This is a genomic window from Micromonospora sp. M61, from assembly GCF_018070245.1.
Classification (GTDB): domain Bacteria; phylum Actinomycetota; class Actinomycetes; order Mycobacteriales; family Micromonosporaceae; genus Micromonospora; species Micromonospora zamorensis.
The window spans coordinates 1-24,624 of the sequence record NZ_JAGPYA010000034.1 but is presented as its reverse complement, the minus strand read 5'-3'; the positions used below and the strand labels follow the sequence as shown (position 1 = coordinate 24,624).

The following is a 24,624-nucleotide window of genomic DNA, read 5'->3' as shown; positions in this document are numbered from 1 at the left end:
TGCTTTCCTCTGCTTTAGCGGCGACGGCCGGCCCGGCCGCCCTGGGCGGGTCGCCCGGGCACGGCGTGGACGCCCTGCGCCTGCTGGTTCTCCCGCTCGGCGTCCCAGCGGGCGTACGCGTCGACGATCTCCCCGACCAGACGGTGGCGGACCACGTCGGTGCTGGACAACTGGGCGAAGTGCACGTCGTCGACGTTTCCCAGGATCTCCCGGACGACCCGCAGGCCGCTGCTCGTCCCGCCGGGAAGGTCCACCTGGGTGACGTCACCGGTCACGACGATCTTGGAGTTGAAGCCGAGTCGGGTGAGGAACATCTTCATCTGCTCGGGCGTCGTGTTCTGCGCCTCGTCCAGGATGATGAACGCGTCACTCAGCGTCCGGCCCCGCATGTATGCCAGAGGCGCGACCTCGATCGTGCCGGCGGCCATCAGCTTGGGGATCGTCTCCGGGTCGAGCATCTCGTGCAGCGCGTCGTAGAGCGGGCGCAGGTACGGGTCGATCTTCTCGTTGAGCGTGCCGGGCAGGAAGCCCAGTCGCTCACCCGCCTCCACCGCCGGCCGGGTCAGGATGATCCGGTTGACCTGCTTGGCCTGCAACGCCTGGACGGCTTTCGCCATCGCCAGGTAGGTCTTGCCGGTGCCGGCCGGGCCGATGCCGAAGACGATGGTGTTCGAGTCGATCGCGTCGACGTAGCGCTTCTGACCGAGCGTCTTGGGGCGGATGGTGCGCCCGCGACGGGAGAGGATGTTGAGCGTCAGAACCTCGGCGGGCCGCTCGGCGATGCCCTGCTCAAGCATGCCGACGGTACGCCGGACGGCGTCAGTGGTCAGGGTCTCGCCTTTCTCGATGAGTTCGAGCAGCTCACTGAAGACGCGCTCGGCGAGGGCGTTGTCCGCGGGCTCACCGGTGATGGTGATCTCATTGCCGCGAACGTGCACGTCACTGGCGACCGAGCGTTCGACGAGTCGGAGGATCTCGTCGCCTGCGCCGAGCAGATTGACCATGATCTTCGAGTCGGGCACGGTGATCCTGGTCTGCACCCGGGGCGGGCCGGGAGGTGGGGTGCCGGTCATAGGTCGGGCCCGTAGGGCCCTGCGCCACCTGCTCTCGATCTCGGCGCCGGCCTGCTGGCCTGGCGTGCGGACGTTACACCCATCGTATCCGTTCAACGCGGGCCGCATCGCGCCCATTTCCGCTGGCCGCGATCAACTGCCGGCCCGGAAGTCGTACCCCTCGAAGGTCTCCTGGTGGCGGGTGAACCGGTACGTCGCCCAGTGCATCCGGACCACCGCCCCGGCCTCGTCCCGGGTCAGCCGCAGCAGCTCACCGGCCTCCCGACCGGAGGCGGTGCGGAACACGTCCGGCTGGTCCGGCAGGGGCGTGAAGATCGCCGGCGGGCGTCCGGCGGCGTCACCGGCCCCGCTCGCCCGCAGGGCACCGTCGCGCCAGGAGAACACGTACTCGAAACCCTCCCCCCACCAGCGACCGAGCACGCCCCGCAGGGCCGCCGGGGCGGGTGCCCCCGGTCGCCATGGCTCGATCTCGGCCGGGTCGTGCTCGACCGCCGCGGCGAGCAGCCGGTGCGGCAGGTCGAACAGTTCGGCCGCCGTGCCGGACGAGCCGAGCACCGCGGCACCCATCGCGCCGGCCGTGCCGTCGCCGCCCCGACGGCCGTACACCCCGGCGAGGAAACCGGGCATCGCCCCGTGGTGCCCCACGTGCATCACCCGCTCCCCCTGCGGGACGAGGATCAGGCCGAGCCCGAAGCCCGCGCCCCAGAGCGTCTCGTCGGTGGTGGTCAGCGGCCAGCGCATCTCGTCCAGGGTGGCGGGGGCGAGCACCGTGCCGGTCGGGTCCAGTGCCGCCGGGTCGGCCAGGAACGCGGCCCAGCGCGCCATGTCGGTCGCGGTGCTCCAGAGCTGGGCGGCCGGGCCGACCGCGCCGAAGTCGGTCGGCGGCTCCGGGTGCGCCTCGTCGGAGTACGCGTCGACCAGGAAGCCGGTGGCCGCCGTCGGCCGAGGGGTCACCGTGGTGTCGGTCAGCCCCAGCGGCGTGAGGATCCGCTCGGTGAGCACCTGTGCCCAGCTCTCGCCGCGCAGCCGGGCGACCAGTTGACCGAGCACGGCCAGGCCCAGGTTGGAGTAGTGGAACCGCCGTCCGGTCGGCAGCACCCGCTCGGCCCGGTCCAGCTCTGCCACCAACTGGTCGGCGTCCGGTGCGCGCAGGCTGTCCCAGACGTCGCCGAACGGCTCGCGTTGCAGACCGGCGGTGTGCGACAGCAGCCGGCGCACGGTCAGCTCGCCATGTGCGGGAAGGTCCAGGTGCCGGCCCACCGGGTCGTCCAGGTCCAGCAGCCCGTCGTCGCGACACTGGAGGGTGAGGGCCGCGGTGAAGGTCTTGGTGACCGAGCCGATCCGGAACTGGGTGTCCGGCCCCAGCGGGCTGTCGGTGCCGGTCTCGCCGACGGTGCAGCTCCAGAGCGGGCGGTCGGCCCGGTGCAGCGCCGCCGACACCGCCGGCACCCGGGCGTCGGCCTGCACCCGCCGGACCAACCGACCCAGGCGCTCATCCACCCGGCTGTCCGGCGCCGGACCTGCGCTCACGCCAGGTCCCGGGCGAGCATCGGGCCGAGCGGCGCGCCACCGAGCAGATGTGCGTGCACGTGGAACACCTCCTGACCGCCGTACGCGCCGGTGTTGAACATCAACCGGAAGCCGTCGCCGAGCAGGCCCTCGTCCTCCGCCACCGAGGCGGACGTCGCCAGCACGTCGGCGGCCAGCGCAGGGTCACCCTGGGCGAGCGTGGCGACGTCGGCGTAGTGCTCTTTCGGAATGACCAGGACGTGCACCGGCGCCTTCGGGTCGATGTCGCGGAAGGCGAGCGTGGTGTCGGTCTCCCGGACCACGGTGGCCGGGATCTCCCCGGCGACGATGCGGCAGAACAGGCAGTCGGATCCCATCGGGGCAGTGTAAGGACTAACGGGCCGGGGGCGCCCCGGCGCAGCATGCGCCGCCGGCCTGTTCGCAGGAGAGACCGGCTGAGGCAGGATGGCCGGCATGACGGATCGGGCGGTACTCGTGACGGGGGCCTCGCGCGGCATCGGCCGTGCGGTGGCGACGGCGTTCGCGGTCGGTGGCGACCGGGTGGCGATCCACCACCGCGACTCGGCCGACGCGGCCGAACAGCTGCGCGCGCAGTTGCCCGGCACCGGGCACGTGGTGGTCCGCGCGGACCTCACCGACCCGGACGCCGTCCGGGCCATGGTCGACGGGGCCGCCGAGCTGCTCGGCGGGTTGGACGTGCTGGTCAACAACGCCGGAACGTACGGCGACCGGGACGAGCCGCACCCGATCTTCGGCACCTCCTACGAGCAGTGGCAGCAGCGCTGGCGGCGGGTGGTGGAAACCAACCTCACCGGAGCCGGCAACGTCACCTGGTGCGCCGCCCAGCACATGCGCGAACGCGGTGGGCGGATCGTCAACGTCTCGTCCCGTGGCGCGTTCCGGGGCGAGCCGGACCAGCCCGCGTACGGCGCCAGCAAGGCGGGTCTGAACGCGCTGGGTCAGTCGCTCGCCGTGGCGCTCGCGCCGTACGGCATCACTGTCGCCACCGTCGCGCCGGGTTTCGTGGCGACCGACATGACCACCGAGCACCTGCGCGGCGAGCACGGCGCGGCGATCCGGGCGCAGAGCCCGTTCGACCGGGTGGCCGAGCCGGAGGAGATCGCGGCCGCGGTGCACTGGCTGGCCTCGCCGCAGGCCGAGTGGGCCTCCGGCACGATCGTCGACCTCAACGGCGCCTCCTACCTGCGCAGCTGACGGCGGAACAGCTGCCCACATCACCCGGCCAGGGGGTGGTTCGCGGCACGAGGGCGGGTAAGTCTCTGCGACATGGCCGACTCCGCGCTGCTGGATCTCACCGCCGACTACCAGGTGGCCGATGGCCACGACGACGACCCCGTCCTGCTCCGACCCGACGGGACGCCCGTCGAGACCTGGCGGGAGGACTACCCGTACGACGAACGGATGGACCGCGACGAGTACGACCGCGACAAGCGGCTGCTCCAGATCGAGCTGCTCAAACTCCAGGACTGGATCAAGGAGTCCGGCGAGCGCCTGGTGATCGTCTTCGAGGGCCGGGACGCGGCCGGCAAGGGCGGCACCATCAAACGTTTCATGGAACACCTCAACCCGCGTGGGGCGTCGGTGGTGGCGCTCGCCAAGCCGGACGAGCGGGAGGCCGGCCAGTGGTACTTCCAGCGGTGGATGGCGCACCTGCCGGCGGCCGGTGAGATCGTGCTGTTCGACCGTTCCTGGTACAACAGGGCCGGCGTCGAGCGGGTGATGGGCTTCTGCTCCCGCAAGGAATACCTGGAGTTCCTGCGTCAGGCCCCGGAGCTGGAGCGGATGCTGGTGCGCTCGGGCATCCGGCTGGTCAAGTTCTGGTTCTCCGTCTCGCAGAACGAGCAGCGCACCCGGTTCGCGATCCGCCAGGTCGACCCGGTCCGGCAGTGGAAGCTGTCCCCGATGGACATCGCGTCGCTGGACCGGTGGGACGAGTACACGGAGGCCAAGGAGGCGATGTTCTTCTGGACCGACACCGCCGACGCGCCGTGGACGGTGGTGAAGAGCAACGACAAGAAGCGGGCCCGGCTGGAGGCGATGCGTCACGTGCTGCACCGCTTCGACTACGCGGGCAAGGACCCCGAGGTGGTCGGCACGCCCGACCCACAGATCATCGGGCCGGCCGGGCTGGACCTGACGCCGGAGGAAGAGGTGGTGCCGGTGTTCCCCCGCCCGTAAACGAGCCAGCAGCCGACGGGCTACCAGCGGCCGAGGCGGGTGGCGAGCACGCTGAGCGCCGCCACTCCGGCGGTCGACGTACGCAGCACCGCCGGCCCGAGCCGCACCGGCCGGCCGCCGGCCTCACGGAACGCGGTCAGCTCGGCCGGGGCGATGCCACCCTCGGGGCCGACCACCAGGACGATCTCACCGGTGGCGGGCAGCTCGGCGGTGGTGAGCCGCTCGTCGGCCTCCTCGTGCAGCACGAACCCGGCGGCGGCACCGGCGATCCGGCGGGCCACAGTGGCTGTCGACTCGTCCGGCGCACCGGCCACCACCGGCAGCCACGGCCGGCGGGCCTGCTTGGCCGCCTCCCGGGCGGTCGCCACCCACTTCTCCCGGGCCCGTACGCCCCGGTCACCCCGCCACTGGGTCACCGAGCGCGACGCCGCCCAGGGCACGATCTCGTCGACGCCGACCTCGGTCATCGCCTGCACGGCCAACTCGCCCCGGTCGCCCTTCGCGATGCCCTGCACGGTGACGATCCGGGGTACGGGCGCGTCCGCGTACCCCCGGGAGGTGATGGTGACCTCCAGGGTGCCCCGGCCGACGGCGGTGACCACGGCGGCGGCCGTGCCACCCCGGCCGTCGGCGAGCAGCAGCTCCTCGCCGACGCGCAGCCGCTGCACTGTGGCGGCGTGGTGCCCCTCGGGGCCGTCCAGGGTCAGCGCGTCGCCGGTGGGCAGCGCCTCGACCAGGAACAGCGGCGCGGACACCTCAGGCGTGCCCGTTGAACGCGTCGCGCATCCGGGAGAAGAAGCCGCCCTGCTTGGACAACTCGGCGACCTCCTCACCGCGGGTCTTGGCGAAGTCGCGCAGCATCTTTTCCTGGTCGGGGTCGAGCTTGGTCGGCGTCCGCACGTCCAGGTGCACGTAGAGGTCGCCTCGGCCGGTGCCGCGCAGGTGCGGCACCCCCCGGGCGCGCAGCCGCAGCGTGCTGGCCGGCTGGGTGCCGGCCTTGACGTCGACCGTCTCCTCGCTGTCCAGGGTCTTGATGGTGAGCCGGGTGCCCAGTGCCGCCGCGGTCATCGGCACGGTGACCCGGCAGTGCAGGTCGTCGCCCTTGCGGGAGTAGACGTCGTGCGGCCGCTCGTGGATCTCCACGTAGAGGTCGCCGGCGGTGCCGCCACCCGGGCCGACCTCACCCTGCTGGGCGAGCCGGATCCGCATGCCGTCCTCGACGCCGGCCGGGATCTTGACGGTCAGCGAGCGGCGGGTGCGCACCCGGCCGTCGCCGGCGCAGGTGGGGCAGGGGTGCGGGATGGTCGTGCCGTAGCCCTGGCACACGGTGCACGGCCGGGCGGAGACCACCTGGCCGAGGAAGGTGCGCTGCACCGACTGCACCTCGCCCCGCCCGGCACACGCCTCGCAGGTCGCCAGGTGGGTGCCGGCCGCCGTGCCGGCGCCGGAGCAGGTGGTGCACAGCACTGCGGTGTCGACGGTGATCGGGGCCTCGACGCCGAACGCCGTCTCGTGCAGGTCCAGTTCGAGGCGCAGGATCGCGTCGGCGCCCGGCCGGGTACGCGGACGCGGACCACGGGCACCGCCTGCGGCACCGCCGAAGAACGCGTCCATGATGTCCTGGAAACCGACGAACGGGCCGGCACCTCCGGGACCTCCGGGGCCTCCGGCACCGCCGCCGCCCGGGGCGAGCGGGTCGCCACCCAGGTCGACGATCTGCCGCTTCCGGTCGTCCGAGAGGACCTCGTACGCGGCGTTGATGTCCTTGAACTTCTCCTGAGCCTCCGGGTCCGGATTGACGTCCGGGTGGAACTGGCGCGCCAGCTTGCGGTAGGCGCGCTTGATCTCGTCATCGGAGGCTTCCCGGCTCACACCGAGAATGCCGTAGTAGTCCCTGGCCACTGCGTTCCGTGTCCTCATGTTCGTCTCGCGTTGTGCCGGTCGGCGGCCGCAGCCGGCCGCATCGGCCCTGACCAATCAGTTCTGGGCCAGCAACTCGCCCACGTAGCGTGCCACGGCGCGAACCGTGGCGATGTTGCCGGGGTAGTCCATCCGCGTGGGCCCCAGCACCCCCAGGCCGCCGACGATCGTGGCGCCCGGGCCGTAGCCGGTGCTGACCACGGAGGCGGCCCGCAGGTTGTCGAACTCGTTCTCGTCGCCGATCAGCACCCGGGTCGTGCTGGGCTCGGTCTCGCCGATGAGCTTGAGCAGGACGACCTCCTCCTCCAGCGCCTCGAGGATCGGTCGCAGGGAACCCTGGAAGTCGAGCAGGCCACCCCGGGTGAGGTTGGCGGTGCCGGCCAGGGCGATGCGTTCCTCATGCCGCTCGACCAGGGTCTCCAGCAGCACAGTGGCGAGCGTGGTCATGGCCGGACGCAGCTTGGGCGACGACTCCTCGACCAGCGCCTGCACCAGCGGCGGCGTGTCGGACAGCCGGGCGCCGGCGAGCTTCTCGTTGACCAGTCGGCGCAGGTCGGTGACGTCGTCGGCGGGCACCGGCCCGGGCAGCTCCACCAGACGCTGCTCCACCCGCCCGGTGTCCGCGATCATGACGACCATCAGTCGGGTGGTGGAGATCGGCACCAGCTCCAGGTGACGCACCGAGGAGCGGGCCAGGCTCGGGTACTGCACGACGGCGACCTGCCGGGTGAGCTGGGCGAGCAGGCGCACGGTGCGGTGCACCACGTCGTCGAGGTCGACCGCGCCGACCAGGAAGCGCTCGATGGCCCGGCGTTCGGCTGGGCTGAGCGGCTTGACCCGGGACAACCTGTCGACGAAGAGTCGGTAGCCGCGGTCGGTGGGCACCCGGCCGGCACTGGTGTGCGGCTGCCGGATGTAGCCCTCCTCCTCCAGCACGGCCATGTCGTTGCGGACCGTGGCCGGGGAGACCCCGAGCTGGTGCCGCTCGACCAGCGCCTTGCTGCCGACCGGCTCCTGGGTGGAGACGTAGTCTTCGACGATGGCACGGAGCACGGCGAGTTTCCGGTCGTCGAGACCCATCCTCCGCACCTCCTGTCGCACGTCGGCCGCCGGCGTCCTCGGCCGGCCGGGCCGTCCTGGCACTCGACTGTAACGAGTGCCAGTCTACGTCGGCGTGCCCGCCAGCGCGATGATCAACGGCTGTCCGTCGGTGCGGCCCGCGCCACCCCGCCGGGCCGATCGACCCTCACCGCCGGGCGGTGTCGCGCTGGTGCCGCGTTGCCACGTGCCCCTACGGTGGCATCCATGACTGAACCTCCTCGCCCTCCCGGCGCGGGTGACCCCGGCAACTACCCGCCGGAGCCGCCCACCGCACCACTGTCCGGGGCACCCGGCCCGGGCGGCTATCCCCCGCCCGGTGGCTATCCGCCGCCCACCGGTGACCAACCGCCGTCAGGCGGCTACCCTCCGGCGGGTGGCTATCCCCCGCCTGGCGGCTATCCCCCGCCCGGTGGCGGCTACCCGACCGGCGGCGCCTACGGCGGCCCTGGCGGCTTCGCCAACAACGAGGACAAGACCTGGGCGCTGATCGCCCACTTCGGCGGCGCCGTCGGCATGATCGTCAGCGGCGGTGTGCTCGGCTGGATCGCCCCGCTGGTGGCGATGCTGGCACGTGGCAGCCAGTCCCCGACGGTGCGGGCGCACGCCGTGGCGGCGCTCAACTTCCAGCTCATCTGGTCGATCGTCGGCCTGGTCGGCTGGGTGTTGACCTGCATCCTGATCGGCTTCATCGGGGTCGGCGCAGCCGTCATCCTCGGTCTCGTGTTCGGCATCATCGCCGGAATCAAGGCCAACGAGGGGCAGCTCTACCGCTACCCGCTCTCCGCGAACTTCATCAAGTGATGCCGGGTCGGCCGCTCCCCCGGCCGGCCCGCACCACCGGAACGGCCCGCCCACTCAGGGCAGCAGGTCACGCACGACCGCGTCGGCGAGCAGCCGCCCGCGCAGGGTGAGCACCGCCCGGCCAGCCGCGTACTCCTCGGCGGCCAGCAGGCCGTCGGCCAGGGCCCGCTCGGCGCCCGCTCGGCCGGTGGCGTCGAGCACCGCCAACGGGAGGCCGCTGGCGAGGCGCAGTCGGAGCATCACGTCCTCCATGTGCGCCTCGTCGCCGGTGAGCACCTCCCGGGCCAGGCCGGGTGACGCGCCCGCCGCCAACCTCTGGGCGTACGCAGTGGGGTGTTTGACGTTCCACCAGCGCACCCCGCCGACGTGGCTGTGCGCCCCCGGCCCCAGCCCCCACCAGTCCGCGCCCGTCCAGTAGAGCAGGTTGTGCCGGCAGCGGGCGTCGTCGGTGCGCGCCCAGTTGGAGACCTCGTACCAGGAGAGCCCGGCGGCGTCGAGCGCGGCCTCCGCAGCCAGGTAGCGGTCCGCGGCCACGTCGTCACTGGGGTACGCCAGTTCGCCGCGCCGCATCCGGGCGGCGAGCCGGGTGCCGTCCTCGACGATCAGGGCGTACGCGCTGACGTGGTCCACCCCGGCGGCGACGACCTGCTCCAGCGAGGCGGCGAAGTCCTCGGTGCGCTCCCCCGGGGTGCCGTAGATCAGGTCCAGGTTGACGTGCTCGAACCCGGCGTCGCGTGCCTCCAGGGCGGCGGCGGTGGCCCGGCCGGCGCTGTGTTTGCGGTCCAGGATCGCCAGCACTCCCGGGGAGGCCGACTGCATGCCCAGCGAAATCCGGGTGTAGCCGGCGGCCCGCAGCAGCTTCAACGATTCCGGGGTGACCGATTCGGGGTTGGCCTCGGTGGTCACCTCGGCGTCGGCGGCCAGCCCCCAGGTGCGGTCGATGCCGTCGAGGATGCGGGCCAGGTCGTCGGCGGGGAGCAGGGTGGGCGTTCCACCGCCCACGAAGACGGTGTCGACCCGGGGCGGCGGGCTGTCGCCCAGCACCCCGGCGGCGAGCGCGAGCTCGGCCAGGACGGTGTCGGCGTACCCCTCGCGGCTCGCACCGCCGCCCAACTCGGACGCCGTGTAGGTGTTGAAGTCGCAGTAGCCGCAGCGGCTGGCGCAGAACGGCACGTGGACGTACACGCCGAAGCCGCGCGCGCCGACCGCCGTGGTGGCGGTGGCGGGCAGCGATCCGTCGACGGGGACGGTCTCACCATCTGGAAGGACGCCGGGCATGGCCACTAGTGTGCCCGGCATGACCTCTCCCGACGTCCTCGTGCGGGTCGCCACGGCCCGCGGGGTGACCACCCTCACCCTGGACAGTCCGCACAACCGCAACGCGCTCTCCACCGGCCTCATGACCCAGCTGCTGGCGGGGTTGGGCGACGCGATCGCCGACGAGACGGTTCGAGCGATAGTGCTCGACCACACCGGCCCAGTCTTCTGCTCGGGCGCCGACCTGAAGGAGACGGCCGCGGCGTACGCCAGCGGCACGGTGCCCGCCGCGATGCTGGGTGACGTGCTCGCGGCGATCTGGGACTGCCCGAAGCCGGTGCTGGCCCGGGTGGGCGGGCCGGCGCGGGCCGGCGGGCTGGGCCTGATCGCCGCCGCCGATCTGGCGGTCTGCGCCGACGAGGCGACGTTCGCGTTCACCGAGGTGCGGATCGGGGTGATCCCGGCGGTGATCTCGGCGACCGTGCTGCCCCGGCTGCAACCGCGCGCCGCCGCCGAGCTCTACCTGACCGGGGACACCTTCGACGGCCAACGGGCCGCCGAGATCGGCCTGGTCACGGCCTCGGTCCCGGCGGACGGGCTGGACGACGCGGTTCGGCGCTACTGCGACTCGCTGGTGCGCGGAGCGCCGGGCGCTCTGGCCGGGGCGAAGGAGCTGCTGAGCCGGCCGGGCACCGCCGAGCTGCGCGGTGACCTGGCCCGGCTGTCCGCCCTCTCGACCGGCTACTTCCTCTCCGACGAGGGGCGCGAGGGGATCATGGCCTTTCGGGAAAAGCGACCGGCGGCCTGGGTGCCCGCTCCGGACGGTGGTTCCGGTGATCATGCCGGGTAGGACCGGGGGCGCCGGTGATCATGCCGGGTGGGACCGGGGTTGCCGGTGATGTTGGCTAGGACCGGGGCCGCTGGGGACGCCGCCTGCGTGATGTGGCGTCCCCGGGCCATTCGGTCCGGTCACCAGGCGGTCGCGCCGCCGTCGACCGGGTAGTTCGCCCCGGTGATGTACGACGCCCGGTCGGAGGCCAGGAACACCACCAGTTCGGCCACCTCCTCCGGTTGAGCGAACCGCTTGAGGAGCGTCTTGCCGGTGATCGCGTCCCGAGCGGCCTGGTTGTCACCCAGGTCGCGCTCACTTGCGGGGCTGACGATCGGCCCCGGGCTGACCGCCACCGCGCGGATCCCGTGCGGCGCGCCTTCGAGCGCGAGTTGTCGGGTCAGGCCGATGACGCCGGCGTTGGCGGCGGTGTGGCCGACCATCGGGGGGACGTGACCGGCGATCATGCCGGCCATGGAGGCGGCGTTGATGATGACGCCACCACCACGCCGGACCAGGTGGGGCCAGGCGAACTTGGACACGAAGTACGGAATGTCGAGTTCGCCGGTGATGGTGTAGCGCCAAGCCTCGACGGAGAAGTCCGGCATCGGGCCGAAGCGGAGCGCCGCCGCGTTGTTGTAGACCACGTCGAGCCCGCCGTAGGTCGCGGCGGCGTCCTCGACGAACTTCCGCACCTGCTCCGGGTCGGTGAGGTCGACCGGCGCGATGCCGGTCATCTCGCCGCCGGCGCTCCGAACGAGTTCGACCGTCTCGTCGTTTCCGGCGACCTGGATGTCGGCCCCGACGACCTTTGCGCCCTCCCGCGCGAAGATCTGCGCGGCGACGCGCCCCAGGCCGCCGCCGGTGCCGGTGACGAGCACGATCTTGCCGTCGAGCGTTCCCATGGAACTCCTCCTTGTTCCGTGGCTACCCCCGGCCACCTGCGTGAACGACCGGGCGGGCCAGCAATTGACATGTCAATCGGGAGTAAGCGCCTCGACCTTCCGACCATTCCGGGCACCGTCGGGGCGGTGACACGCACGACAGGTCAGACTGGCGGCACACGCGGTGCCCACGATCCGCCAGCGGGCCCTGGCGCCGGATGGCTCGATTCTCGCCGGAGCAGGGTGGACCACAGGGCCATACGGGCAGGTGAGAGCGCGGCCGGAGCGGGAATGCCGCGATCGGAACGGGTCGGCAGAGCCGGCCTGGAACCGCGCGGACGACCCGGAGGGGCCCGTGGGGGACGTACGCTTGTCAGACTGTCGATCTGGGGGTGTGGGTGCGAACTCGGGCAACCGTGGCGGGTGGAGTGGTGCTCATCCTCGTCGCCGTGATCGCGATCTGGCTCGTCGTACGGCAGGTCGGTGACCGCCTCCAGTTGCCGCTGGCGGCCCGGAAGTGCACCGTGCAGGCCGACGGTCGGGTCGCGCTCGACGCCGACCAGATGGCCAACGCGGCGACCATCGCAGCCATCGGGGCACAGCGCGGGATGTCCGAGCGGGCCGTGGTGGTCGCGCTGGCCACCGCGTACCAGGAGTCCGGGCTGCGCAACCTCGCCGACGGCGACCGGGACTCGGTCGGCCTGTTCCAGCAGCGGCCGAGCCAGGGCTGGGGCACCCCGGCCCAGATCCGCGACCCGCGCTACGCGGCCAACCGGTTCTACGCGGCGCTCAAGAAGGTGCGCGGCTGGGAGAAGATGCGCGTCACCGACGCCGCCCAGCGGGTGCAGCGCTCGGCCTTCCCGGAGGCCTACCAGAAGTGGGCCGACGACTCCGAGGTGCTCAGCCGAGCGCTGATGGGCGACGCGACCGGCGCGGTCGCCTGCACCGTCGGGCGTACCCCGGCGATGCACGGCGCGGCGGCGGCCACGCAGCTGACCCGCAACCTGGTGCTGGACTGGGGGCTGAAGGGCACCGACCCGACCGACCCCACCGGGTTGGCGGTGACGCCGGACGACCAGCGCGACGGCTGGCGGTACGCGCACTGGCTGGTTTCCCACGCCCAGGACCACGGCGTGAAGCGCGTCCGTTTCGGCGACCTGGAATGGACCGCCCGGGCCGGCACCTGGGGCCGGGCGGACGGCGAGCAGAGCCCCGCCGGTCAGGTGGTGGCAGAGGTGTTCAACGAGGGTTGACCGACCCGGATCTCTTAACCGGCAGTCACCGCACAATCGGACAAGTCTCCGCAAACACCTCTATTGATCACGGTCAAATCACTCTCCGCAGTCCTCTCGCTGCACGGGGTCCCCCTGCGGCCCACCAGCCCCACACGCCCTCCCCGGGGCCAGATCCGTCGCGTTACGATCGGCGGCCTGTGCCAGAAAAGGTTTCACCTCATGGGGAGGGGTACGACGCGGTGTTCGATTACGGCGACCGGACCGGTTACGAACCGATCAGCGACACTGACCGCAAGGAGTTCCACGAGCAGGGCTTCCTCCTGCTGCGCAACGTCCTGACGGAGGACCACCGGGCGGCGCTGGAGGCGGCGGTCGACCGCGTCTACGCGGAGGAGCAGGCGAAGGGCACCACCAAGAAGGACGGCACCCTGCACCTGCTGGGCTTCCTGGAGCGCGACGAGCTCTTCGGCGAGCTGCTGACCCACCCGATCGCCTTCCCGTACATGTGGGGGCTGGCCGGCTGGAACATCTACACGCACCACAACCACCTGGACGTCACCCCGCCGGCCGCCGAGCCGGAGAAGCCGTACTGGGGTTGGCACCAGGACGGGTACCGGCAGAACTCCGACCCGGAGACGATGGACCCGAACCTGCCCCGGCCGATGTTCTCGCTGAAGGTCGCGTACGTGCTGTCGGACCTCTCCGAGACCGGCCGCGGTGCCACCAAGGTCATCCCGGGCAGCCACCTGAAGAACTCGCTGCCCCGGCCGGCGGACCTCACCGTGCAGAACCCCGACCCGGAGGGCACGGTGGAGATCACCGCCAACCCGGGCGACGCCTTCATCTTCGACCGTCGGCAGTGGCACTCGCGGTCGACGAACCTGTCAACCGTCACCCGCAAGATGCTCTTCGTCGGCTACACCTACCGGTGGATCCGTCCGCTGGACGAGCTGCACCCCGACGTGAACGGCGAGTGGTACCGCAACCGCACCCCCGTGCAGCGCCAGCTGATCGGTGAGGGCACCCACACCGCCAACTACTGGGGCATCAACTGGGACGGGTACGTCGACGACGAGATCCCGCTGCGCAAGGAGCTCAAGGACCGCGGTCTGCTCGACCGCAACATCCCCTGGCTCCGCTGACCCACCGCTCGCAGAACGGCCCCCTGCCATCGCCCAGCGGTGGTAGAGGGGCCGTTTTTCGTGTCTGCGGACACGACCGCTCGGGCCGGCCCCGTTCCTGACCACCGCAGGCCGCACTGTCGGTAGCGTGACGGGTGCGCAGGTCGGGGCGCGGTGCCCCCACCCCAGGGCGCGGGGTGGCACAGGAGGCAGTCGCAGTGACGTCCGCTCCGCTTCCCCGGATCCTCCGCCGCCGGGGCGAGCCGGAATACCCGACCTTCCTGGAGCTCTTCTTCGACCTGGTCTACATCTTCATGTTCTCCCGGCTCGCCGCCAGCCTGGCCGCCGACCTCACCGTCCGGGGTGCGCTGCAGACCGCCGTACTCCTGCTGGCCGCCTGGTGGGTCTGGGTGCTGACCGCGTGGCTCACCGACCTGTTCAACCCCCGACTGCCGATCATCCAGGCGACCGTCCTGCTGGTCATGCTCGGCACCCTGCTGATGGCGATCGCCACCCCGTACGCCTTCGGCCGGTACGGGTGGCTCTTCGTCGCGGCGTACTTCGGCATCCACCTGGTCCGTGACGCCGTCCTGATCCCCGGCACCCGGGTGAACCGCCCGATCCAGGCCAGGAGCATCCGGGTCTTCTTCTGGTTCGGCGTCACAGTGGCGCCGTGGGTGGCCGGAGTGTTCGTGGACGAGACGGCTCGGCTGGTGCTCTGGTCGCTCGCGGTGGCGGTCGACCTCGGTTCGGCCCGGTTCGGCTGGCCGACGCCGAGGTTGGGGCGCACCGAACTCGCCAGCCAGATCTTCACCGGGGTGCATCTCTCCGAACGGCACCGGGCGATCTTCATCGTCGCGCTCGGCGAGTTGATCCTGAGCACCGGCATGGGACTGGCCGGCAGCGGGTTCACGGCCGGCCAGGTGGCCACCAGCGCGGTCGCGTTCGTCAGCGCAGTGCTCCTGTTCCAGCTCTACTTCCAGCGGGTCCAGCGGATCCTGGCCCCACCGAGCGTCGCGACGGTGGAACGGGTGCGCCCGGGCACCTCCACCTCGTACAGCCATCTGGTGATGGTGGCCGGGGTGGTGGTGGTCTCGGCCAGCACCCTGACGGTCATTGATCAGCCGTCCGGTCGCGCCCCGGTCGAGCTGATGGCCGCCATCCTCGGCGGGCCGGCCCTTTTCCTGCTCGGCAGCGTCCTGTTCGATGCCGTGGTGACCGGCCGGATGCTCTGGTCCCGGGTGCTGGCGATCGTGGTGCTGGGCGCCCTGATGGCACCCGCCACGTTCCTGCTCCCGCCCCTGGCCGCCCTGGTGCTGGCGAACCTGGTCCTGCTGCTCACCCTGGTCGGGGAAGGGCTGGCCGCGCGTGACCGCCGCCGGGCCCCGGCGGCCGCGCCGTCACTCTGAGCGGTCGCCCGGCCTTGGCCGCCCGTGCCGAGTCACCGCAGCATCGGCGGTGCCGGCGTACGTGCGTGTAGTCGAGTGCTCACCAGGTTCGCCACGGCGATCAGGAGCAGCACCGCCATGGCAAGCAGCGCGACCAGGACCGGCGGCAGCAGGGGCACGGTTGGCGCCACGCACGCCAGAAGCACGAGCCCGGCCAGCCGGGACCGCGAGATCCGCCCGAACACGGTGAAGTCGAGGACGCCCCGGCCGACCAGGTACAACGCGGGGCCGCCGAGGATCACCGCAGCCCACGAGGGCGGGGTCTCGCCCAACGGGCGGCCCACCACGAGGTGACTGGTGACCGCCGCGCCGACGATTCCGGCCACCATGACCAGATGGGTGGCCGCCGCGGACTGAGTGAGCAGCGCCGGGTTGGTCGACCGGGTGATCGCGTCGGTCAGCAGCTCACCGGCGCGGTAGGTGTAGATCCGCCACATCAACACGACGGTGGTGAACACCACGAGCAGTGCCCACCCTCGCACCAGCGTGTACTCGCTCATGCTGAAGGTCGTTCCGGTCACGAAGATCGAGACACCGAGCGCGACGATGACGAACTGCCGGTACCGCTCAGCCACCCGCGCGCCGACCAGTCGCCAGTCGCGCGGTCGTGAGCGACCGATCCGCGGCACCGGCCAGCCGAACACGGCTGCGACATACTCGACGACGACCGCGAGCGCCCAGATCGCCAACTGTCCCGAACCGCCGACGAGCGCCCCGCCGATCCAGCCGACGCCGGCGATGGCCTCCCAGACCTGGATCCGGATGCTGCGACGCGGCGGTTTCCTGATCGAGACGACCAGGACGTAGTAGGCCGAGGCGCTGAGGTGGATGACCACGTACGTGATCGCGAAGGGCAGCGCGTGATCGTCGTACGCGTCGGGCGCGAGCGCAGCCAACAGCAGGCTGGCGGCCGCCACCCAGATGAACTGCCCCTGCCCAGCCGGGCGGGTCAGGTCGACGCTGTCCGCCGACCAGACGGTCAGCGCCCAGATCATCGCGAACCCGAGCAGCAGCACCAGCGTCCTGGCGAGGCCGGTCCAGCTGAGGTTCTCGGACAGAACGGTCGCCAGGGTGACCAGCGCGAAGACGTAGACGAGGTCGAAGAAGAGTTCCAGGAACGCCGGACGCTCCAGACCCGGATCAGGTGGTGACGCCGCAGCAGCACCGCCGTCCGTCGCCATCGACATCGCGCTCCACCCGGTCCCGCGCCGCATGCCCCCGATGGGGACAATACGGGCAACCGTCCGCCGTCGGTTCCTGTTGACCGTCTATCCCGACCTGGACGGGAGGGCCGCGTGTCGTCGCGGCTCGCGGTCAGCCGCGGGAGGCGAGGCGGCGGCGTGCCTTCTCCCGGATCGGTTCCGGCAGGCCCTCCGCCTCCAGCAGCCGGGGCAGCAGCTCCGGCTCAAGGCTGGTCGCCCGGAACACCTCGCCGATGGTGACGCCGTGCGCGGGCCGCTCCACCACCTCGACCGGGTCACCCGGGCCGACCTCGCCCTCCCGCAGCACGCGCAGATAGGCGCCGGGCAGCGCCCGGGCGGTGAAGCGCTTGATCAGATCCGGTACGCCCCAGAACCCGGCGAAGGTGGTGCAGGGCGTACGCGGCTTGGTGACCTGGAGCAGGGCGGAACCGACCTGCCACTGCTCGCCGATCACCGCGCCGGTCACGTCGACCGCGTAGGTGGACAGGTTCTCACCAAAGCCACCCGGTCGTACGGCGCGGCCCAGCTCGGCCGCCCACCAGGCGGCGTCCTCCTCCGCGTAGGCGTAGACCGCCTGGTCAGGACCGCCGTGGTGGGCTCGCTCGCCGATGAAGTCACCGATCACCCCGTCCACGCGGACCTGCACCGGGCCGTCCACCGGCCGCTTGTCGATGCCGCTGCGACCGCTCGCGTCGCCGGCCCACTGCGCCTCGGTCACGATGCCGAGGTTCACCGCTGCCACCCTGCCCGTCATGACCGTCAGCCTAGGTGAATTCGCGGTGCGGGCTTGACCTTGACGCTGCGTCAACCCTCCATGCTGGCTGCCATGAGCATCCCGCCAACAACCGATCAGGTCGAGCCGCCGGTGATACACGTGCGGGGCCTGGAGAAGTCGTTCAAGCAACTGAAGGTGCTGCGCGGTGTGGACATCGACGTGGCGCGCGGCTCCATCTTCGCCCTGCTCGGCTCCAACGGGGCGGGCAAGACCACTGTGGTGAAGATCCTGTCCACGCTGCTCAAGGCCGACGCGGGGACCGCCCGGGTCAACGGCTTCGACGTCGCGGCGCAGGCTGCCGAGGTGCGCGAGTCGATCAGTCTCACCGGGCAGTTCGCGGCGGTCGACGAGGTCCTCACCGGGCGGGAGAACCTCGTCCTGGTCGCCCGGCTCAGGCACCGTCCAGCGCCGCGCACGGTCGCGGATGACCTGCTGAGGCGCTTCTCGCTGACCGAGGCGGGCACCCGGAGGGTGGCGACGTACTCCGGTGGCATGCGCCGCCGGTTGGACATCGCGATGAGCCTCATCGGGAACCCACCGGTGATCTTCCTCGACGAGCCGACAACCGGGCTGGACCCGGAGGCGCGCATCGAGGTGTGGCAGGCCGTCAAAGAACTCGCCAAGGGTGGTACGACCGTGCTGCTCACCACTCAGTACCTCGACGAGGCGGAGCACCTCGCCGACCGGCTCGCGATCCTGCACGAGGGACGGATCATCGTGAACGGCACCCTCGACGAGCTCAAGCAGCTCCTCCCACCCGCAAAAGTCGAGTACGTCGAGAAGCAGCCGAGCCTTGAGGACGTCTTCCTCACCGTCGTCGGCGCCCGCACGAGCAAGGAACAACGATGAACAGGCATTTCGTCGGCGACACCGCCGTTCTCCTGGGTCGCTCGCTGCGCCACATCGCCCGCAGCCCGGACACCATCATCACCACCGCAATCATGCCGATCGCCTTCATGCTGCTGTTCGTCTACGTCTTCGGCGGCGCGATCGAGACCGGGTCCGACTCCTACGTCAACTACCTGCTGCCCGGCATCCTGATCATCGCGATCGCCTCGGGCATCTCCTACACCGCCTTCCGGCTCTTCCTCGACCTGAAGGGCGGCATTTTCGAACGGTTCCAGTCCATGCCGATCGCCCGCTCCGCCGTGCTGTGGGCGCACGTCCTGACCTCGCTGGTCGCCAACCTGATCTCGATCGTCGTCGTCATCGGCGTCGCCCTGATCATGGGCTTCCGTACGGGGGCGGGCGTGTCGGGGTGGCTCGCGGTCGCCGGCATCCTCGTCCTGTTCACCCTGGCCCTGACCTGGATCGCCGTGATCCCCGGCCTCACCGCGAAGACGCTGGACGGCGCGAGCGCGTTCTCCTATCCGCTCATCTTCCTGCCGTTCGTCAGCTCGGCCTTCGTGCCCACCGGGTCCATGCCCGGCCCGGTACGCGCCTTCGCCGAGCACCAGCCGGTGACCTCCATCGTCAACGCGATCCGGGACCTGTTCACCCAACAGCCGGTCGGCACGGACATCTGGATCGCCCTCGCCTGGTGCACCGGCATCCTCGTCCTCGCCTACCTGTTCGCCAATGTCACCTACCGTCGCACGATCTCCTGAACCGGTGTCCACCAGAGCTGGACGGACTACGGGCAGGATCAGGGCATGCTGACGATCGGCCAACTCGCGGCGTACGCCGGCGTCACGGTGCGGGCGGTGCGGCACTATCACCAGATCGGGCTCCTGCCCGAGCCGGAGCGGGACGCTTCGGGCTACCGGCGGTACGGCGCAACGGCAGTCGTGTCCCTCATCAAGATCCGCACCCTCGCCGACGCCGGCGTGCCACTGTCGCAGATCAGTCGGATGCTCGAAGCCGACGCCGCAGCCTTCGCCGAAGCGATCCGGACCATCGACAGCCACCTGCGCGACGAGATCCAACGGCTGGAGACCAGCCGCAGGCACATCGCGCAACTCACCGCCGGGGACAGCCTGGCGCTCCCACCGGAGGTCGCCGCCTATCTCGACCGACTCCGGGGCATCGGGGCGTCCCAGCGGATGGTCGAGGCCGAACGGGACGGGTGGATCCTGGTCGCGGCGCGCTGGCCCGACCGGATCGTCGAGTGGATGCCCGGCAAGATCGCCCACCTCGATGATCCGCAGGTCGTCCGGCTCTACCAGGTGCTCTCGGAGATCTTCGACGGTGACGAGGAGGACGACCCGCGGCTGGCGGAGGCCGCCGACATCATGGCCTGCCTGGCAGAGCAGGCGTACGCCGCCAACGAGGTCCTGCACGTCGAGGAAGCCAGTGACGATCTTCCACACGACCTGATCGACGCGCTTGCCGTCGAGTCAGACCCGCGGGTGCGGCGGCTGCGGGAGCTGATGCACGAACGCGGCTGGTCCGGTTGGAACCGGATGGAGCGGCTGCCGAAGCCGCCGCCCGACTGACCGCCGGGCGGCGCTTCCGACCGCTCAGCCCTTGACGGCGCCGGCCACCAGGCCGGAGACCATCCGACGCTGCACCAGCAGGAAGAAGATGATGACCGGCAGGGTGAACAGGGTCGACGCGGCCATCACCGGCCCCCAGTTGGTGTCGTCGCGGCCGAAGAAGAAGGTCATCGCCACCGGCAGGGTGTAGCTCCCCTGGTCGTTGATGAACGTCAACGCGAAGATCAGCTCGTTCCACGCCGTGATGAAGGAGAAGATGCTGGTGGCCACCAGGCCGGGCGCGACCAGCGGGAAGAGGACCCGCCGGAAGATCTGGGCCCGGCTCGCCCCGTCGATGGCCGCCGCCTCCTCCAGTTCCTTGGGCACCGCGGCGACGAAACCACGAAGCATCCAGACCGCGAACGGCAGCGAGAAGCCCAGGTACGTGAGGATCAGGCTGGGCAGGGTGTTGTAGAGCCCCAGTCGCTGGATCATCAGGAACAGCGGGATGACCAGCGCCTCCAGCGGGATCATCTGCACCACCAGCAGCATGATCAGGAAGCTGGTCCGCAGCTTGAAGCGGAACCGCGCCACCGCCGTCGCGGCCAGCAGGGCCACCAGCCCACTGAGCACCACTGTGGAGACGGCGACCAGCGCGCTGTTGAGGAAGAAGTCGAGGAAGCTCACCCCGGGGATCAGGTTGCCGGTCAGGATCTCCCGGTAGTGCTCCAGCGTCGGGTGGGTCGGCACCGGCTGCGGAGTGGACGAGAAGATCTCCCTGCTCGGTTTCAGCGAGGTGGAGATCATCCAGTAGACCGGGAACGCCGCGAAGAGCGCGACCAGCAGCCCGGCGCCGTTGAGGGCGACCTTCTTCACGACTCGTCCTCCTGCCTGAGCACCATCCGTACGTAGAAGCCGGTGACCATCAGCAGGATCAGCGTGAGGATCACCGCGATGGCCGCGCCGAGTCCGTACTTCGGCGGCGGGGAGAAGGCTTCGGCGTACGAGTAGATGGCGAGCATGAACGTCGGCCGGTCCTGGGTGCCGCCGGCCAGCACGAACTGCTGGGTGAAGACCTTGAAGTCCCAGATGGTGGAGAGCACGATCAGGATCCCGAAGACCGGCCGCAGCAGCGGAAACGTGATCTTCCAGAAGACCCGCCACGGGCTGGCGCCGTCCACCCGGGCGGCCTCGTGCAGCTCGCTCGGCACGCTCTTGAGACCAGCGAGCACGCTCACCGCGATGAACGGGAACGAGTGCCAGACCACCACCAGGGTGAGGATGGCGAAGAAGAGCAGCGGCGAGTTGAACCAGCCGTAGCCGGTCCAGTCGCTACGGCCGAAGAGGCTGTTGGACAGCCCGTCGGGCAGGGCGTTGAACAGCCACGTGACGAGGCCGCTCGTGTCGTCGAAAATCCACTTCCAGACGATGGTGCCGGTCAGCGCCGGGGTGGCCCAGGCGAGCATCACGCAACTGGCCACGAAGGTCGCCATCTTGCGGCCGAGCCGGTTGAGCAGGAGCCCGACCAGGGTGCCGAGGACCATGGTGAGCAGCACGTTGGCCGCGGCGAACAACACCGTGTTGCGCAGCACCGTCAGGAAGAACGGGTCGGAGAGGATGTCGGCGTAGTTGCCCAGCCCCACCCACGGCCACTCCCGGTCGCCGCGCAGTTGGCGGACGGTGTTCAGCCGGTAGAAGGACATCACCACCACCTGGCCGAGCGGCCAGAGCAGCAGCACCCCGATGATCACCAGTGCGGGCAGGAGTAACAGGTAGGGCAGGCGGTCAACCCGGCGACGCCGCCGCGCGGGGGTCTCCCGCGCGGCGGCCGTCTCCGGGTTCTTTGTCAGCGTGGTCACTTGGCGTTGAGAATGCTTTCCATCTCACCGGCCGCGTCGGCGGTAGCCTTCTCGACCGTCTTCTGACCCTTCATGACCGAGCTGTTCATCGCCTGGGTCACCGTCTTGGTCCGGCTGACCTCCACCCACTTCGGGGTGAGCGGCGTGAGCTTGGTGTTCTGCATGGTGGTGGCGAACGCCGCCATCACCTTGTCGTTGGCGTACGCGTCACCGGCCACCAGGTCCTGGTAGACCGGGAAGAAGCCGAGGCTGCTCGCGAAGCTCTGTGAGTTCTTCTTGTTGAGCAGCACGGTCAGGTAGTCCCAGGCCAGATCCTGGCGCTCGCTGTCCTTCCAGATCGCCACGTCCGAACCGCCGGCGAAAGCGGGTGCCGCCTTGCCGTCCGGGCCGGGGATCGGGAACGTACCCCAGACCTTCTCGATCTCGGGGTTGTCCTTCTTGATGGCACCCTGCTGCCAACTGCCGGCGAAGGCCATCGCCGCCTTGCCGGTGGCGAACTGGGTCCGCGCGTCGATCTCGTTCCAACCGGCCGCGGCCGGCGGGGCCACCTTGTGCACGGTCACCAGGTCGGTCCAGAACTTGACCGCCCGCTGCGCCTCCGGCGTGGTGTAGCCGGACTTCCAGGTGCCGCCCTGGTTGCTGGCGATCTCGCCACCGGCGCCCCAGAGGAAGGAGTAGAACGGCAGCTCCGAGTTGCCCGGCAGGGCGATGCCGTACGTGCCCTTCTTCTTCGCCTGCACGGTCTTCGCCACGGTGACCAGGTCGTCCCAGGTCTTCGGGGGCTGCACACCGGCCTCGGCGAACCAGTCGGTGCGGTAGTAGATAGCGCGCACGCCCGCGTACCAGGGCACGCCGTACTGCTTGCCGTCGAGCTGCGCGTTGCGCACCAGGTCGGGCAGCAGATCCTTGCCGTCGGCCCAGCCGCCCATCCGACCACTCACATCGGCGAGCGCCTCCTGGGCCGCCCAGCCCTGGGTCTCGGTGTTGCCCAGCTCGGTGATGTCCGGTCCCTCGCCACCGGCGAGCGCGGCCTGGAACTTCTTGGGCGCCTCGAGCCAGGGAATGTACTGCACCACCACGTCGGTGTCAGGGTGCTTCTGGCGGAACTCGGCCTCGACCCCGTCGAGGAAGGTGTTCTGCGCGTCGCCGCCCTCGCCCATCATCCAGACCGTGAGCTCGCTGTCGTCGGCCGCCTTGTCGTCGGAACCCCCACAGCCGGTCAGCACCATCGCGGCCGAGGCCACCATGGCGGTGACCGGGGCCAACCGCTTCCACCTGTTCACGCCACTGCTCCCCTCGCGCCGCCTGGAACTAACCTTCTCCGCCGCACCCTAGTACGGAGAATTCCTTTACGACAGTGGGCGGGACTGGCCGAAGCGTCGCGACCGTACCGCAGAGGCCCGACGAACGGCACTGCCGCATCGGATCGAAGTCGGGTGTACCAGCACGAAAGAGCGCCCGGCCAAAGGCCGGGCGCTCTTTCCAGTGTTGCCGTCTTGCCGGTGGTGCTGTTCGACCAGGTGATGCCGGGTCGTTATCGGGTGACGCTGCGGCGGCGACCAACGCCGGCCACCAGCGCGACCGCGATCGCGGCCACCACGACCTGCACCAGCAGCTCGGCCCAGTCGATACCGCTCGTCTCGGTCGCGATGCCGATGGCCCGCGCCAGCACGGTGCCCAGCAGAGCCGCACCCACACCGATCAACAGGTGCAGCCAGATCGGCATGTTCTGCCGACCCGGAACAACCAGGCGGCCCAGCGCGCCGACGATGAGACCAACAACGATCGCAGTGATGATGCCCCACACGGTGAGCTCCACGGCCACCCTCCTTCAAAGAATGTCTGACACACAAGCGTGTGCTTCCTGTCGTGACCACTAATTGCCCGACCCAACGAAAATCCAAACCGACTCCATCCACCAAACGATCACGATTTGGCAGACACGAACACGTTCCGCCGACCGCCGATCGCCGAACGGACGCGGTCCTACCGAGGTCCGCGACCAGCCGGCGATCCCCGACCTACCGGCGCCGCTGGGCAATTGATCAACACGGAATCCTTGAAACTGGGGTATCGGAGGCCCTGGGACACCCCGACATCCCTGAACCCGAGTTGATCACGGCGGGCTCGACCGGCCGAGCTGGCGAACCAGGCCTACGGCCGGCCACGATCCGAAGAGCCAACCACCCTCCGAACAGGAGGAACGCCGATGGGCGCCCGACCTGTCGGTCGGGCGCCCATCAAAGATCTAGCAGTGGTACGGGGTGATGCTCGGTGTTACCGGGTCACGCGGCGGCGGCCACCCACACCTGCCACCAGCGCGACCGCGATCGCGGCCACCACGACCTGCACCAGCAGCTCGGCCCAGTCGATACCGCTCGTCTCGGTCGCGATGCCGATGGCCCGCGCCAGCACGGTGCCCAGCAGAGCCGCACCCACACCGATCAACAGGTGCAGCCAGATCGGCATGTTCTGCCGACCCGGAACAACCAGGCGGCCCAGCGCGCCGACGATGAGACCAACAACGATCGCAGTGATGATGCCCCACACGGTGAGCTCCACGGCCACCCTCCTTCAAAGAATGTCTGACACACAACGTGTGCTTCCTGTCGTGACCACTAATTGCCCGACCCTCCGAAAATCCAAACCGACTCACCTCAGACAGCAACGCCAAACGTCAATGCGCAGAGCTGCGTCGGTTCCGCGTGGGAGCGCATCCACACAGGTGGGAGCCCATCTGGTAACCCCCGGTGCTCCGCGACAGCGCAAGAAAATTTTCTTCCCGGCACTGTCCGGTGGCCGGTGGCCGGTGGCGCGCCCCGGGGCCGGTGGCCGGTGGCGCGCCCCGGGGCCGGTGGCCGAACCCAGTGGCCGGCGCGGTGGCGGTGGCGGTGGCGGTGGCCGGCGCGGCGGCGGTGGCGGTGGCCGGCGCGGCGGCGGTGGCGGTGGCCGGTCGACTCGCGTTTCGGGAAGTCG

At 70.5% G+C, this 24,624-nt stretch carries 26 protein-coding genes; 11 read left to right on the top strand and 15 right to left on the bottom strand.

Features of this window, described 5'->3' with window-relative positions:
- Window positions 1–14 precede the first annotated feature (14 nt).
- The 3 genes from KBX34_RS20050 to KBX34_RS20040 all read right to left on the bottom strand — a co-directional run bounded on the left by KBX34_RS20050 (window position 15) and on the right by KBX34_RS20040 (window position 2,959).
- On the bottom strand, window positions 15–1,073 hold the full coding sequence (locus tag KBX34_RS20050) for a PhoH family protein (protein WP_210926271.1): 1,059 nt from the start codon (window positions 1,071–1,073) through the stop codon (window positions 15–17).
- 132 nt (window positions 1,074–1,205) lie between these two features.
- The gene (locus KBX34_RS20045; protein ID WP_210926270.1) at window positions 1,206–2,603 is read right to left on the bottom strand and encodes a serine hydrolase; all 1,398 of its coding nucleotides are present in this window, start codon (window positions 2,601–2,603) and stop codon (window positions 1,206–1,208) included.
- Window positions 2,600–2,959, bottom strand: coding sequence for a histidine triad nucleotide-binding protein (locus KBX34_RS20040; protein WP_210793542.1), 360 nt, complete (start codon window positions 2,957–2,959; stop codon window positions 2,600–2,602). Before KBX34_RS20040 ends, KBX34_RS20045 begins: the two co-directional genes overlap by 4 nt.
- A gap of 97 nt (window positions 2,960–3,056) precedes the next feature.
- Here KBX34_RS20040 and KBX34_RS20035 point away from each other — a divergent pair, with 97 nt between their 5' ends.
- Entirely contained in the window at window positions 3,057–3,818 is a 762-nt protein-coding gene (locus KBX34_RS20035; RefSeq protein ID WP_210793543.1) for an SDR family NAD(P)-dependent oxidoreductase, read from the top strand.
- 72 nt (window positions 3,819–3,890) lie between these two features.
- Complete coding sequence (ppk2, locus tag KBX34_RS20030) at window positions 3,891–4,802, top strand: polyphosphate kinase 2 (RefSeq protein ID WP_088949692.1); 912 nt, start codon at window positions 3,891–3,893, stop codon at window positions 4,800–4,802.
- 20 nt (window positions 4,803–4,822) lie between these two features.
- On the opposite strand, the gene KBX34_RS20025 is transcribed toward ppk2, so the two are convergent.
- The 3 genes from KBX34_RS20025 to hrcA form a co-directional block, all read right to left on the bottom strand.
- Window positions 4,823–5,557: a 16S rRNA (uracil(1498)-N(3))-methyltransferase gene (locus KBX34_RS20025; protein WP_210926269.1), complete on the bottom strand. Its 735-nt coding sequence runs from the start codon at window positions 5,555–5,557 to the stop codon at window positions 4,823–4,825.
- Window position 5,558: 1 nt separating this feature from the next.
- On the bottom strand, window positions 5,559–6,704 hold the full coding sequence (gene dnaJ / locus KBX34_RS20020) for a molecular chaperone DnaJ (protein ID WP_172862226.1): 1,146 nt from the start codon (window positions 6,702–6,704) through the stop codon (window positions 5,559–5,561).
- Window positions 6,705–6,779: 75 nt separating this feature from the next.
- Window positions 6,780–7,802: a heat-inducible transcriptional repressor HrcA gene (hrcA, locus tag KBX34_RS20015; RefSeq protein WP_088949695.1), complete on the bottom strand. Its 1,023-nt coding sequence runs from the start codon at window positions 7,800–7,802 to the stop codon at window positions 6,780–6,782.
- Window positions 7,803–8,027: 225 nt separating this feature from the next.
- Between hrcA and KBX34_RS20010 the strand changes: the two genes are divergently transcribed.
- Window positions 8,028–8,624, top strand: a complete 597-nt coding sequence (locus KBX34_RS20010; RefSeq protein WP_088949696.1) for a DUF4870 domain-containing protein — start codon at window positions 8,028–8,030, stop codon at window positions 8,622–8,624.
- A 54-nt stretch (window positions 8,625–8,678) separates the two neighbouring features.
- Here the strand turns inward: KBX34_RS20010 and hemW are convergent, their stop codons facing one another.
- The gene (gene hemW / locus KBX34_RS20005) at window positions 8,679–9,902 is read right to left on the bottom strand and encodes a radical SAM family heme chaperone HemW (RefSeq protein ID WP_210926314.1); all 1,224 of its coding nucleotides are present in this window, start codon (window positions 9,900–9,902) and stop codon (window positions 8,679–8,681) included.
- 19 nt (window positions 9,903–9,921) lie between these two features.
- Here hemW and KBX34_RS20000 point away from each other — a divergent pair, with 19 nt between their 5' ends.
- A complete protein-coding gene (locus KBX34_RS20000; protein ID WP_210926268.1) occupies window positions 9,922–10,731 on the top strand; it encodes an enoyl-CoA hydratase-related protein in 810 nt (269 codons plus the stop codon).
- Window positions 10,732–10,850: 119 nt separating this feature from the next.
- Here the strand turns inward: KBX34_RS20000 and KBX34_RS19995 are convergent, their stop codons facing one another.
- Window positions 10,851–11,615 (bottom strand): SDR family NAD(P)-dependent oxidoreductase, encoded by a 765-nt coding sequence (locus tag KBX34_RS19995; protein ID WP_088949698.1) that lies wholly within the window; start codon window positions 11,613–11,615, stop codon window positions 10,851–10,853.
- A 371-nt stretch (window positions 11,616–11,986) separates the two neighbouring features.
- On the opposite strand from KBX34_RS19995, the gene KBX34_RS19990 reads away from it, so the two are divergent.
- The 3 genes from KBX34_RS19990 (at window position 11,987) to KBX34_RS19980 (ending at window position 15,359) form a co-directional block, all read left to right on the top strand.
- Window positions 11,987–12,847: a hypothetical protein gene (locus tag KBX34_RS19990; protein ID WP_088949699.1), complete on the top strand. Its 861-nt coding sequence runs from the start codon at window positions 11,987–11,989 to the stop codon at window positions 12,845–12,847.
- A 221-nt stretch (window positions 12,848–13,068) separates the two neighbouring features.
- Entirely contained in the window at window positions 13,069–13,971 is a 903-nt protein-coding gene (locus KBX34_RS19985) for a phytanoyl-CoA dioxygenase family protein (protein ID WP_210926267.1), read from the top strand.
- A gap of 197 nt (window positions 13,972–14,168) precedes the next feature.
- The gene (locus KBX34_RS19980; protein ID WP_210926266.1) at window positions 14,169–15,359 is read left to right on the top strand and encodes a low temperature requirement protein A; all 1,191 of its coding nucleotides are present in this window, start codon (window positions 14,169–14,171) and stop codon (window positions 15,357–15,359) included.
- A gap of 32 nt (window positions 15,360–15,391) precedes the next feature.
- Here KBX34_RS19980 and KBX34_RS19975 read toward each other — a convergent pair whose 3' ends face one another.
- Together KBX34_RS19975 and KBX34_RS19970 are read right to left on the bottom strand one after the other, a co-directional pair.
- Entirely contained in the window at window positions 15,392–16,585 is a 1,194-nt protein-coding gene (locus KBX34_RS19975; protein ID WP_210926265.1) for a low temperature requirement protein A, read from the bottom strand.
- Window positions 16,586–16,712: 127 nt separating this feature from the next.
- On the bottom strand, window positions 16,713–17,354 hold the full coding sequence (locus tag KBX34_RS19970; protein WP_210926264.1) for an MOSC domain-containing protein: 642 nt from the start codon (window positions 17,352–17,354) through the stop codon (window positions 16,713–16,715).
- Window positions 17,355–17,426: 72 nt separating this feature from the next.
- Here KBX34_RS19970 and KBX34_RS19965 point away from each other — a divergent pair, with 72 nt between their 5' ends.
- Genes KBX34_RS19965 through KBX34_RS19955 form a run of 3 tightly spaced genes read left to right on the top strand, consistent with a single transcriptional unit; the run spans window position 17,427 to window position 19,810 of the window.
- Window positions 17,427–18,224, top strand: a complete 798-nt coding sequence (locus KBX34_RS19965) for an ABC transporter ATP-binding protein (RefSeq protein WP_247672016.1) — start codon at window positions 17,427–17,429, stop codon at window positions 18,222–18,224.
- Window positions 18,221–18,982: an ABC transporter permease gene (locus KBX34_RS19960; protein WP_210926263.1), complete on the top strand. Its 762-nt coding sequence runs from the start codon at window positions 18,221–18,223 to the stop codon at window positions 18,980–18,982. The genes KBX34_RS19965 and KBX34_RS19960 overlap by 4 nt, the downstream gene beginning before the upstream one ends.
- 45 nt (window positions 18,983–19,027) lie before the next feature.
- Window positions 19,028–19,810: a MerR family transcriptional regulator gene (locus tag KBX34_RS19955; RefSeq protein ID WP_210926262.1), complete on the top strand. Its 783-nt coding sequence runs from the start codon at window positions 19,028–19,030 to the stop codon at window positions 19,808–19,810.
- Between the two features lie 24 nt (window positions 19,811–19,834).
- Here the strand turns inward: KBX34_RS19955 and KBX34_RS19950 are convergent, their stop codons facing one another.
- The 5 genes from KBX34_RS19950 to KBX34_RS19930 all read right to left on the bottom strand — a co-directional run bounded on the left by KBX34_RS19950 (window position 19,835) and on the right by KBX34_RS19930 (window position 24,210).
- Entirely contained in the window at window positions 19,835–20,665 is an 831-nt protein-coding gene (locus KBX34_RS19950; RefSeq protein WP_088949707.1) for a carbohydrate ABC transporter permease, read from the bottom strand.
- A complete protein-coding gene (locus tag KBX34_RS19945) occupies window positions 20,662–21,648 on the bottom strand; it encodes a carbohydrate ABC transporter permease (protein WP_099856570.1) in 987 nt (328 codons plus the stop codon). The genes KBX34_RS19950 and KBX34_RS19945 overlap by 4 nt, the downstream gene beginning before the upstream one ends.
- Window positions 21,645–22,931, bottom strand: coding sequence for a sugar ABC transporter substrate-binding protein (locus KBX34_RS19940; protein WP_210926261.1), 1,287 nt, complete (start codon window positions 22,929–22,931; stop codon window positions 21,645–21,647). The genes KBX34_RS19945 and KBX34_RS19940 overlap by 4 nt, the downstream gene beginning before the upstream one ends.
- Before the next feature lie 251 nt (window positions 22,932–23,182).
- The gene (locus KBX34_RS19935) at window positions 23,183–23,467 is read right to left on the bottom strand and encodes a GlsB/YeaQ/YmgE family stress response membrane protein (RefSeq protein WP_091410004.1); all 285 of its coding nucleotides are present in this window, start codon (window positions 23,465–23,467) and stop codon (window positions 23,183–23,185) included.
- 458 nt (window positions 23,468–23,925) lie between these two features.
- Entirely contained in the window at window positions 23,926–24,210 is a 285-nt protein-coding gene (locus KBX34_RS19930; protein WP_099857898.1) for a GlsB/YeaQ/YmgE family stress response membrane protein, read from the bottom strand.
- Window positions 24,211–24,443: 233 nt separating this feature from the next.
- On the opposite strand from KBX34_RS19930, the gene KBX34_RS19925 reads away from it, so the two are divergent.
- Window positions 24,444–24,624 (top strand): hypothetical protein (locus KBX34_RS19925; protein ID WP_210926260.1); only part of this gene is annotated, 181 nt, incomplete at its 3' end.